Origin of the sequence: Pseudomonas sp. UBA6699 (assembly GCF_002454615.1) — a bacterium.
In the GTDB taxonomy this organism is placed as follows: domain Bacteria; phylum Pseudomonadota; class Gammaproteobacteria; order Pseudomonadales; family Pseudomonadaceae; genus Aquipseudomonas; species Aquipseudomonas juntendi.
Genome location: NZ_DKJF01000021.1, coordinates 53416 through 64206, shown reverse-complemented (window position 1 = coordinate 64206; position 10791 = coordinate 53416). Strand labels below are relative to the sequence as shown.

General features: G+C 63.3%; 13 protein-coding genes. 6 read left to right on the top strand and 7 right to left on the bottom strand.

All coding sequences use genetic code 11. From position 1 onward, the window contains the following. Positions 1 to 204, top strand: a 204-nt coding sequence (locus B3361_RS04295) for a hypothetical protein (RefSeq protein ID WP_286920117.1), incomplete at its 5' end; no start/stop codon positions are given. 94 nt (positions 205 to 298) lie between these two features. After that, complete coding sequence (locus tag B3361_RS04290; protein WP_009682864.1) at positions 299 to 526, top strand: YheU family protein; 228 nt, start codon at positions 299 to 301, stop codon at positions 524 to 526. Here B3361_RS04290 and B3361_RS04285 read toward each other — a convergent pair. After that, positions 523 to 705, bottom strand: coding sequence for a carbon storage regulator (locus tag B3361_RS04285; protein WP_029885890.1), 183 nt, complete (start codon positions 703 to 705; stop codon positions 523 to 525). The two genes, B3361_RS04290 and B3361_RS04285, sit on opposite strands and share 4 nt — an antisense overlap. 120 nt (positions 706 to 825) lie before the next feature. Continuing rightward, positions 826 to 1635, bottom strand: a complete 810-nt coding sequence (locus tag B3361_RS04280) for an SDR family oxidoreductase (RefSeq protein WP_029885889.1) — start codon at positions 1633 to 1635, stop codon at positions 826 to 828. A gap of 195 nt (positions 1636 to 1830) precedes the next feature. On the opposite strand from B3361_RS04280, the gene B3361_RS04275 reads away from it, so the two are divergent. Beyond that, positions 1831 to 1983, top strand: coding sequence for a DUF3309 family protein (locus B3361_RS04275; RefSeq protein WP_009682861.1), 153 nt, complete (start codon positions 1831 to 1833; stop codon positions 1981 to 1983). Between the two features lie 62 nt (positions 1984 to 2045). Here B3361_RS04275 and B3361_RS04270 read toward each other — a convergent pair whose 3' ends face one another. The 3 genes from B3361_RS04270 to B3361_RS04260 all read right to left on the bottom strand — a co-directional run bounded on the left by B3361_RS04270 (position 2046) and on the right by B3361_RS04260 (position 5082). After that, positions 2046 to 3710 (bottom strand): cation acetate symporter, encoded by a 1665-nt coding sequence (locus B3361_RS04270; protein ID WP_009682860.1) that lies wholly within the window; start codon positions 3708 to 3710, stop codon positions 2046 to 2048. Continuing rightward, the gene (locus B3361_RS04265) at positions 3707 to 4018 is read right to left on the bottom strand and encodes a DUF485 domain-containing protein (RefSeq protein ID WP_009682859.1); all 312 of its coding nucleotides are present in this window, start codon (positions 4016 to 4018) and stop codon (positions 3707 to 3709) included. The genes B3361_RS04270 and B3361_RS04265 overlap by 4 nt, the downstream gene beginning before the upstream one ends. A gap of 203 nt (positions 4019 to 4221) precedes the next feature. Then, the gene (locus B3361_RS04260; protein ID WP_009682858.1) at positions 4222 to 5082 is read right to left on the bottom strand and encodes a glycine betaine ABC transporter substrate-binding protein; all 861 of its coding nucleotides are present in this window, start codon (positions 5080 to 5082) and stop codon (positions 4222 to 4224) included. Between the two features lie 197 nt (positions 5083 to 5279). Between B3361_RS04260 and B3361_RS04255 the strand changes: the two genes are divergently transcribed. Beyond that, positions 5280 to 6845 carry a beta (1-6) glucans synthase gene (locus B3361_RS04255; RefSeq protein WP_154211767.1) on the top strand — a complete coding sequence of 522 codons (1566 nt, stop codon included), beginning with the start codon at positions 5280 to 5282 and terminating at the stop codon, positions 6843 to 6845. A 40-nt stretch (positions 6846 to 6885) separates the two neighbouring features. Here B3361_RS04255 and B3361_RS04250 read toward each other — a convergent pair whose 3' ends face one another. Beyond that, positions 6886 to 7254 (bottom strand): hypothetical protein, encoded by a 369-nt coding sequence (locus tag B3361_RS04250; protein ID WP_029885887.1) that lies wholly within the window; start codon positions 7252 to 7254, stop codon positions 6886 to 6888. 190 nt (positions 7255 to 7444) lie between these two features. Between B3361_RS04250 and B3361_RS04245 the strand changes: the two genes are divergently transcribed. Both B3361_RS04245 and B3361_RS04240 read left to right on the top strand, forming a co-directional pair. Further along, positions 7445 to 8743 carry a serine/threonine protein kinase gene (locus B3361_RS04245; RefSeq protein WP_029885886.1) on the top strand — a complete coding sequence of 433 codons (1299 nt, stop codon included), beginning with the start codon at positions 7445 to 7447 and terminating at the stop codon, positions 8741 to 8743. Between the two features lie 73 nt (positions 8744 to 8816). After that, positions 8817 to 9563, top strand: a complete 747-nt coding sequence (locus B3361_RS04240; protein WP_050492197.1) for an MlaA family lipoprotein — start codon at positions 8817 to 8819, stop codon at positions 9561 to 9563. 54 nt (positions 9564 to 9617) lie between these two features. Here B3361_RS04240 and B3361_RS04235 read toward each other — a convergent pair whose 3' ends face one another. Further along, on the bottom strand, positions 9618 to 10769 hold the full coding sequence (locus tag B3361_RS04235; protein ID WP_154211766.1) for a patatin-like phospholipase family protein: 1152 nt from the start codon (positions 10767 to 10769) through the stop codon (positions 9618 to 9620). Between the last annotated feature and the right edge of the window lie 22 nt (positions 10770 to 10791).

The window sequence follows — 10791 nt, the reverse complement described above, 5'->3', positions numbered from 1 at the left end:
GAGCGATCGGCCTCCCCGGAAGTGCTTCTTCAGCCTGACGAGAATATCTTCTCCCGCCAGGCCAGTCACAACATACAAGCAGCGACCGCAGCTCGCGATGCGCCGCGCGGGCGGCGCTCGATCTCACAGGCGCTGAAGATGCTCCGGCTACCCTTGCCAGGAACCATAGAATCTCCCACAGCTCAAAAATTGCACGGTCGTTGAGGTGCGCCCTTGTGTCGCGATGGGCCGCAACGCGGTCCCAAAAGCCCCAATGTTTCGCGTAGCATGCCCCCACCGTAACCCGAGACACCGCCCCATGCTGATCCCTTACGAGCAACTGCAAGCCGAAACACTGACCCGCCTGATCGAAGACTTCGTCACCCGCGACGGTACCGACAATGGTGACGATACCCCGCTGGAAACACGGGTACTGCGGGTACGCCAGGCATTGGCCAAGGGCCAGGCCTTCATCCTGTTCGACCCCGAAAGCCAGCAGTGCCAGTTGCTGGCCAAGCATGACGTGCCGCGGGAACTGCTCGACTAGCCGGTCTCGGCTTTCTTGGCTTCCTTGATGCGCTTGTACACCTCGGACCGGTGCACCGGCACTTCCCGTGGGGCATCCACGCCAAAGCGCACCACCCCGTCACGGGTTTCGACCACCACGAGGCGGATGTTCTCACCGATCATGATGACCTCGCCCACTTCGCGCCCTATCACCAGCATGTTCCGGTCCTCCTGCACAAGGTAAAACCGGAGACTGCATCGTCAGGATCAGGCTACTCAATAGCTCCGCAGCGATTCAGAAGCGCCCTACATCTACTGGTAATTCGCCCTACAGATATTTCATCGCGAAACCGCTTTGGCACGCATTTTCACGGCCATTTCGGCCATTTCCTGGTAGAGCCGCTCGGGGGCTTGCCGCTTCAATTCCCAAGCCTGCCGCCCGGCCTCATGCGGCATAATCAGGAACTCGCCAGCAGCGACCTGCCGGTGGATGTAGTCGGCAATGTCCGCCGCATTGATCGGCGACCCTTCCAGCAACTTGCCGACCTGAGCCTTCATGGCCGGGTTCGGGCCGCGGAACGAGTCCAGCAGATTGGTCTGGAAGAACGACGGGCACACCACATGCACCGCCACCTCCACCTGGCGCAATTCCACCAGCAGGCTCTCCGACAGCGCCAGCACGCCGGCCTTGGCGACGTTGTAGTTGCTCATGCCCGGCCCCTGCATCAGGGCGGCCATCGACGCGACGTTGATGATGCGCCCCTTGCTGCGCTCCAGCAGGGGCAGGAAGGCCTTGCAGCCCTTGACCACGCCCATCAGGTTGACGGCGATCTGCCAGTCCCAGTCTTCCAGCGACAGCTCGGCAAAGAACCCGCCCGAGGCAACCCCGGCGTTGTTGACCACCACGTCGATGCCACCGAACTGCTCGGTACAGGCCTGGGCCAGGGCTGTGAGCTGGCTGTAGTCGCGCACGTCGCAGCGCTGGACGAAACCCTCACCGCCGGCCGCACGGGCCAGGTCCAGCGTTTCGCGCAGGCCGCCTTCGTTGACATCGGCCAGCGCTAGGCGCCACCCCTCACGTGCCCAACGCAGGGCAATTTCGCGCCCGAGGCCTGAGCCGGCTCCGGTAATCATGATGCGGTTGTGCATGGTGGCTGGCCCTGTCTCGTTGAGGTATGAAACGAGTCTAAACAAGGGCCTGGCCAACGGCAGGGTTCATCAGGGTAGTGAATGTGGGGGCATGAACCGGCACAAAATGGAATCTTTCACATTGCCCACCAGTCCGAACTTACAAGAGGCCGGCAACCCGAGGCCCTTGACCCCTAACCACGCAAGGACACGTACATGACCACGATCCTCATCATCATCCTGATTCTTCTGTTGATTGGTGGCTTACCGGTCTTCCCACACTCGCGCAGCTGGGGCTACGGCCCGTCCGGCATCGTCGGCGTGGTACTGGTGGTCCTGCTGGTGTTGTTACTGCTGGGCAGGATCTAGACGCGCCACGCCAGGCATAAAAAAACCGCGCTTCGGCGCGGTTTTTTTATGGGCGGGCGGGCTCAGTGCGACACAGCGCCTGAAGCCCCCAGGCCAGTCTGCGAACGGACGAACTGCGGGAAGAACAGCGCGCGTTCGTTTTCTGCGGCCTTGGACTTGTCGGTGACCGAGAAGAACCAGATGCTGACGAAGGCAATGGCCATCGAGAACAGCGCGGGGTACTCGTACGGGTAGATCGGCTTTTCATGGCCCAGGATCTGCACCCAGATGGTCGGGCCAAGGATCATCAGCGTCACTGCGCTGACCAGGCCCAGCCAGCCGCCGATCATGGCGCCACGGGTGGTCAGCTTTTTCCAGTACATCGAAAGCAGCAGGACCGGGAAGTTGCAGCTGGCGGCGATGGAGAACGCCAGGCCGACCATGAAGGCGATGTTCTGCTTCTCGAACAGGATGCCCAGGCCGATCGCCAGTACGCCGAGGGCGACGGTGGTGATCTTCGACACGCGGATCTCGTCCTTGTCGTTGGCCTTGCCCTTGCGCCACACGCTGGCGTACAGGTCGTGGGACACTGCCGAGGCACCCGCCAGGGTCAGGCCGGCGACCACCGCCAGGATGGTGGCGAACGCCACTGCCGAGATGAAGCCGAGGAACACGCTGCCACCCACGGCATTGGCCAGGTGCACCGCGGCCATGTTGTTGCCGCCCAGCAGCGCGCCGGCGGCGTCCTTGAAGTCAGGGTTGGTGCTGACCAGCAGGATGGCGCCAAAGCCGATGATGAAGGTGAGGATGTAGAAGTAGCCGATGAAGCCGGTGGCGTACAGCACGCTCTTGCGGGCTTCCTTGGCGTCACTGACGGTGAAGAAGCGCATCAGGATGTGCGGCAGGCCGGCCGTACCGAACATCAGCGCCAGGCCGAGGGAGAACGCCGAGATCGGGTCTTTGACCAGGCCGCCCGGGCTCATGATGGCCTCGCCCTTGGCGTGCACCTTGATCGCTTCGGAGAACAGCGTGTTGAAGTCGAAGCCCACGTGTTTCATCACCATCAGCGCCATGAAGCTGGCACCGGACAGCAACAGCACGGCCTTGATGATCTGTACCCAGGTGGTGGCCAGCATGCCGCCGAACAGCACGTACAGGCACATCAGGATACCCACCAGGATCACCGCCACATGGTAATCCAGGCCGAACAGCAGCTCGATCAGCTTGCCGGCACCGACCATCTGCGCGATCAGGTAGAACGCCACCACCACCAGCGAGCCGGAAGCCGACAGGGTGCGGATTTCCTTTTGCCCGAGGCGGTACGAAGCCACGTCGGCGAAGGTGTACTTGCCCAGGTTGCGCAGGCGTTCGGCAATCAGGAAGAGAATGATCGGCCAGCCGACCAAGAAGCCGATCGAGTAGATCAGGCCATCGTAGCCAGAGGTGAACACCAGTGCGGAAATGCCCAGGAACGAGGCTGCCGACATGTAGTCGCCGGCAATCGCCAGGCCATTCTGGAAACCGGTGATCTTGCCGCCGGCCGCGTAGTAGTCCGACGCCGACTTGTTGCGCTTGGAGGCCCAGTAGGTGATGCCCAGGGTGAAGGCGACGAACGCCACGAACATGGCGATGGCAGAGACGTTCAGCGGTTGCTTCTGCACCTCGCCGGTCAGGGCATCGGCGGCCCACACGGCGGGTGCGAAGGCTCCGCAGGCCAGTATGGCCAGGGCTTTGGCGTGGCGAATCATTGTTGCGCCTCCTTCAGGATGGCCTTGTTCAGCTCATCGAACTCGCCGTTGGCGCGGCGCACGTAGATGGCGGTAAGGACGAATGCCGAGACGATCAGGCCGACGCCGATGGGGATACCCCAGGTGATCGACGACTCAGGGCTGAGCTTGGCGCCCAGTATGTGAGGACCGTAGGCAATGAGGAGGATGAAAGCGCAGTACAAGCCAAGCATGATCGCCGAGAGGATCCAGGCGAACCGTTCGCGTTTGCTGACCAGCTCCTTGAAGCGAGGGCTGTTTTGTATCGAGAGGTAAATGCTGTCGTTCATTGTTTTTGTCCTAGCAGCACAAGTAGGGAAACACCCACACCCTTACTTTATGCTGCCGATGGACGCCAACCAGACGACCTTAGTCTTAGATGCAACGGTGTTTTACCGTTTGCGTAACAAAGTGCCGGCCCATTCGCGAGAAAACCCGCTGCCCTGCGGCAGCGGGTTTACCCGCGAAGCAACAAAACCGGCCCTTCAGGTTGTTACTTGCCAGTCCATTCCTTCACGCGGTCCGGGTGCTTGGCCACCCAGTCCTTGGCCGCCGCTTCAGGCTTGGCGCCTTCCTGGATGGCCAGCATCACTTCGCCAATCTCGTCTTTGGACTGCCAGCTGAATTTCTTCAGGAACTCGGCCACTTCCGGTGCCTTGGTCGCCAGTTCTTTGCTGCCAATGCTGTTTACGGTTTCCGACGCGCCATAAACGCCTTTCGGGTCTTCGAGGAACTTCAGCTTCCACTTGGCGAACATCCAGTGCGGCACCCAGCCGGTCACTGCAATCGACTGCTGCTTGGCGTAGGCACGGCCCAGTTCGGCGGTCATCGCGGCGCCCGAGCTGGCCTGCAGCTTGTAGCCGGTCAGGTCGTAGTCCTTGATGGCCTGTTCGGTCTTGATCATCACGCCCGAGCCTGCATCGATGCCGACGATCTTCTGCTTGAAGCTGTTGTCGGTCTTGAGGTCGGCGATGCTGGTGGCCTTGACGTACTCAGGCACGATCAAGCCGATCTTGGCATCTTTGAAGTTGGCGCCGTAGTCGACCACGTTATCCTTGTTCTTGGCCCAGTACTCGCCATGGGTCACCGGCAACCAGGCCGACAACATGGCATCGAGCTTGCCGGTCGCCACACCCTGCCACATGATCCCGGTGGCAACGGCCTGCAACTTCACATCGTAGCCGAGCTTCTGCTTGATTACTTCGGCCGCCACGTTGGTGGTTGCCACGCTGTCGGCCCAGCCGTCCACGTAGCCAATGCTCACTTCCTTGGCCATTGCCTGTGCTGCGCTCAATCCCAGTACCAGGGCGGTGCCCACCCCCAGGAAACGTCGCATTTTTTTCAAAGTTGCCATCAAAGCATCCCCTCGTCAGGTCTTGGAGATTCCATCATCTGCCTGCAACCCCGGGCGACCTGATCCAGCTGCGACCTGTACCTGCCCCATATGCGACAGCACTGTGCCATTAGCGCCATATGCCCACCACGACCTGCGCGATCCTTGCATGCCAAAGCTTTGGCGCCGGGCTACTATCTATCCCTTTGTGCCTGACGATGGACCGCCTGATGCCCCGTTCTGCCCGCGCGCTGCTGCCGTTGTACCTGTTTGCCTGCCTGTTCGCCCTGCTGGGGCTGGGAGCGCTCTGGTACGGGCTTGGCAAGCCGCTGCAACTGCCCGATGCCGCGAGCCCTGCACACAAGCTGCAATGTGCCTCGTACACACCGTTCGACAAGGACCAGTCGCCCTACGACCAACCGTTTCGGCTGCGCCCGCAGCGCATGGATGCCGACCTGGCCTTGTTGGCCGAACGCTTTCAGTGCATTCGCACCTATTCCATGACCGGTCTTGAAGCAATACCGGCGCTGGCGCGCAAGCACGGCCTGAAGGTGATGCTGGGGGCCTGGGTCAATGCGCACGCCACCGACACCGAGCGGGAAATCAACCTGCTGATCGCCGCCGCCAATGCCAACCCCGACGTGGTCAGCGCAGTGATCGTCGGCAACGAAACCCTGCTGCGCAAGGAGGTGACCGGTGCACACCTGGCCACGCTGATCGCCCGGGTGAAAAGCCAGGTGCACGTGCCGGTGACCTACGCCGATGTCTGGGAATTCTGGTTACAGCACCCGCAGGTGGCACCGGCGGTGGACTTCCTCACCATTCACCTGTTGCCCTACTGGGAGGACGACCCCCAGGGCATCGACCAGGCCTTGGCCCATGTCGCCGATGTACGCCGGGTGTTCGGTACGCGCTTTGCGCCCAAGGACGTCCTGATTGGTGAAACCGGCTGGCCCAGCGAAGGCCGCCAGCGCGAGACGGCAGTGCCCAGCCGGGTCAATGAAGCGCGCTTCATTCGTGGTTTTGTGAGCATGGCAGAGGCCAATGGCTGGCACTACAACCTGATCGAGGCCTTCGACCAGCCGTGGAAGCGTGCCAACGAAGGTGCGGTGGGCGGGTACTGGGGGTTGTACGATGCCGACCGGCAGGACAAGGGTGTGCTGGAAGGGCCGGTGAGCAACCTGCACTACTGGCCGCAGTGGTTGCTGGGCAGCGCCGCGCTGATGCTGGTCATGCTGGTGCTGGCCGGGCGCCCCGCCACCCTGCGGGCGGCGTTGCTGTTACCGCTGCTGGCAGCGCTGGGGGCGGGTTGCCTGGGCTTGTGGGGCGAGCTGGTGCGTACCCATGCGCGCTTCGCCGGGGAATGGGCGTGGGCGCTGGGGCTGGTCGCACTGAACCTGTTGGTGCTGGCCCATGCCGTGTTGGCCCAGGCGCAGCGCGCCGGTTGGCGCGAGCGGCTGTTCGCCGGGTTGCAGGCGCGCGCCGGCTGGCTGTTGCTGGCAGCGGGCTTCGCTGCGGCGGTGAGCATGCTGGCGCTGGTGTTCGACCCGCGCTACCGCAGCTTCCCCACTGCAGCGCTGGCGTTGCCGGCGCTGGTGTACGCGCTGTGGCCGGTGCGTGCGCGGCGGGCGGAGGTGGCATTGCTGGCGTTTATCGTGGGCGCCGGGGTGGCGCCACAGCTGTTTGTCGAAGGGCTGCAGAACCGCCAGGCCTGGGGGTGGGCGGTGGTGAGCGTGATAATGACAGTGGCGCTGTGGCGCAGCTTGCGGCTGCGCGCGGTGTGATGGCGGCCGCGACGCACCTTTCATGCGGCGGTTGGCCTGGTCAGGCCCGCCGCTGCGAGCGGACCAACCGCAAGCCCGCCAGCACCAGCGCAAACACCGCAATGCTGGCGGTATACAGCACCAGCGCCGGCACCGCGAACACCAGGGCCAGGAAAGCCAGCCACCAGCCTGCACGGCCGGCGACCACCTGCGCCAACAGGGCCAGGCCCAAACCGCCCCAGGCCAGCACCTGGTGGTGAATGCCCAGCCCCAGCAACGACCGGACCTCGCACTGCCAGTACGCCGCCGGTAATGTGCACAGGCCGACCCACTGGCCGTCTTCCATCAGCCCGTAACGCACCGCGTAACTGACTGCGAGCCACAGCCCGATGAACAGCATGACCATGGCTGCCGGCAAGGCACGAGACATCCTGTTTTCCCTACAGTCACTATTGAAGAAAACGATGATCACCCATCGCCCTTGATAAGGCAAAATTGTCGGCCTGCAGCTATGTTGCAGATAACAAGAACACCAAAGGCCACTACGCCAGGCAACTTTGTTCAGCCCGCAGTGGTCCTAGCCTGCATACGCTTGACCTTGCGTTCTTTTGGGGGATTACATGCTTCGTACTTTGCGCCTCGCTGCCTTGCTCGGTGGCCTGCTCATGGCTGTGGCCGCTTCAGCGCGCGATATCGACGCCGCCAGCTATGGCTACCCCTTGACCAACCCGTTCGAGGCCACCATCGCCACCACACCGCCGGAGCAGCGCCCGACCCTGCCCAGCGATGAAGACATCGACCAGTCCGACTACAGCCTGAACCTGCGCCCGGAGCGCGAGTTCATCCTGCCCGACAACTTCTGGGCGGTGAAAAAGCTCAAGTACCGCCTGGCCCGCCAGGACCACGCGGCGCCGCTGATCTTCATCATCGCCGGCACCGGGGCCGCCTACAACAGCACCATCAACGAATACCTGAAGAAGCTGTTCTATCAGGCCGGTTTCCACGTGGTGCAGTTGTCTTCGCCTACCAGCTACGACTTCATAAGCGCCGCCTCGCGCTTTGCCACCCCCGGCATCACCCAGGAAGACGCCGAAGACCTGTACCGGGTCATGCAGGCCGTGCGGGCCCAGCACCCGCGCCTGCCGGTCAGCGAGTTCTACCTGACCGGCTACAGCCTGGGGGCCCTCGACGCGGCGTTCGTCAGCCACCTGGACGAAACCCGCCGCAGCTTCAACTTCAAGCGCGTGTTGCTGCTCAACCCACCGGTCAACCTGTACACCTCGATCAACAACCTCGACAAGCTGGTGCAAACCCAGGTGAAGGGCATCGACCGCAGCACCACCTTCTACGAGTTGATGCTGCAAAAGCTCACCCGCTACTTCCAGGACAAGGGCTACATCGACCTCAACGATGCCCTGTTGTACGACTTCCAGCAGTCGAAACAACATTTGTCCAACGAACAGATGGCCATGTTGATCGGCACCTCGTTCCGCTTCTCGGCGGCCGACATTGCCTTTACCTCCGACCTGATCAACCGTCGCGGCCTGATCATTCCGCCGAAGTACCCGATCACCGAAGGCAGCAGCCTCACGCCGTTCTTCAAACGTGCACTGCAGTGTGACTTCGACTGCTACATGACCGAGCAGGTAATCCCCATGTGGCGTGCACGCACCGACGGCAACAGCATCCTGCAACTGATCAACCAGGTCAGCCTGTACGCGCTGGCAGACTACCTGCACAGCAGCGACAAGATCGCGGTGATGCACAACGCCGACGACGTCATCCTCGGCCCGGGCGACATCGGCTTCCTGCGCAAGGTCTTTGGTGACCGGCTGACCCTCTACCCCCATGGCGGCCATTGCGGCAACCTCAACTACCGCGTCAACAGCGACGCCATGCTGGAGTTCTTCCGTGGTTAACAAACTCCTCTTCGCCACTGCCCTGCTAGCCGCCGGCCATACCCTGGCCGCCGAAACCGCACCGCGGGCCAGCGTGGTCGAGGCCGACCCGCAGGTGGTTGGCACAGCGCCACTGGTGCCCGAGTCCGACGGTTTTCTCGACCCGCTGCGCGAGCTGAAATTCAACCCCGGCCTGGACCAGCGCGAGTTCGAGCGCTCCACGTTGGAGGCGCTGAACGTGTACGACCCGCTGGAGTCGGTCAACCGGCGCATCTACCACTTCAACTACCGCCTCGACCAGTGGGTGCTGCTGCCGTTGGTGAACGGCTACCAGTACGTTACGCCAAGCTTCGTCCGCACCGGGGTCAGCAACTTCTTCAATAACCTGGGCGATGTGCCGAACCTGTTCAACAGCGTGCTGCAGCTCAAGGCCAAACGCTCGGCCGAGATCACCGCGCGGTTGATGTTCAACACCATCATTGGCGTGGGCGGGCTGTGGGACCCGGCGACCAGCATGGGTCTGCCACGGCAGAGCGAAGACTTTGGCCAGACGCTGGGCTTCTACGGGGTACCCGAAGGTCCGTACCTGATGCTGCCGCTGCTGGGCCCGTCGAACCTGCGCGATACCACCGGCCTGGCAGTGGACTACGCCGGCGAGCAGAGCATCAACTACCTCAACGTGGCCGACGCCAGCAAGGACCACCCCGAGATCTTCGCCTTGCGCGTGGTGGACAAGCGCTACAACACCAAATTCCGCTATGGCCAGCTCAACTCGCCGTTCGAGTATGAAAAGGTGCGCTACGTCTATACCCAGTCGCGCAAGCTGCAAATAGCGGAGTAAGCCGGCCGGGCCCTTTGGCGGCGGTGCAATGCCGCAAAAGGGCCGGCGCAGGCGCTATCCGATACCCAGGAACTGGCGCAGCTCGCGCTGTTTGGCCAAGGCGTCGCGGCGCCCCAACTCGATCAGCTCACTGCAATAACCGGCTTCGAACAGCAGATAGCTCAACACCCCCGCCCCACTGGTACGGGTTGCCCCCGGCCCGCGCAGGGACAGGCGCAGCGCCGCCGGCAGATCGCGGCGGTGGCGCGCGGCAATCTCGTCCAGCGGCTGGCTGGGCGCAACCACCAGCACATCGATCGGTGCCAGGCCCAGGCGGCGTGCGTCCAGGTGCGCTGGCAACAGCCGGCCCAGGTGGTTGAGCCGCTGCAGCAGTTCGATGTCATCTTCCAGGCTGTCGATGAAGGTGCTGTTGAGCAGGTGCCCGCCGATCTGCGCCAGGCTTGGCTGCTGCCCGCTGAACACCCGCTGGGGCGGCAAGGGTGGCGCAGGCCGCTGCGGGTTGCCGCTGACGCCGACCACCAGCACCCGGCTGGCACCCAGGTGCAGGGCCGGGCTTATCGGAGCCGACTGCCGCACCGCACCGTCACCGTAATACTCGTCACCCAGCTGCACCGGCGCGAACAGCAGCGGGATCGCCGCACTGGCCAACAGGTGGTCGATGCCCAGCGGCGTGGGCACGCCGATGCGGCGGTGGCGCAACCAGGCCTCGATCGAGCCTCGGCCCTGGTAGAAGGTCACTGCCTGGCCGGACTCGTAACCGAAGGCGGTTACCGCTACCGCGCGCAGTTGCTCGGCGGCCAAGGCCTGGCCAATGCCATCCAGGTTCAGCTGCGCCTCCAGCAAGGTGCGCAGCGGGCGGCTGTCGAGCAACGCCACGGGCGCCTGGCCGCCCAGCCCAAGCAGGTTGTGGCCGACAAACCGGCTGGCCTGGCGCACCACCCCAGGCCAGTCACTGCGGATCACCAGGTGGCTGGAAATGTTCTGCCAGAAGTGCGTCAGCCGTTGCACGGCGCTGTTGAACTGGCCGGCACCGCTGGCCAGGGTCACGGCGTTGATGGCCCCTGCCGAAGTGCCGACGATCACCGGGAACGGGTTGGCTGCGCTGGCCGGCAACAGCTCGGCGATACCGGCCAGTACGCCGACCTGATAGGCGGCGCGGGCGCCACCGCCAGACAGGATAAGGCCGGTTACCGCAGGTGGGGCCATGGCGTGCTTCCCGACGACACAG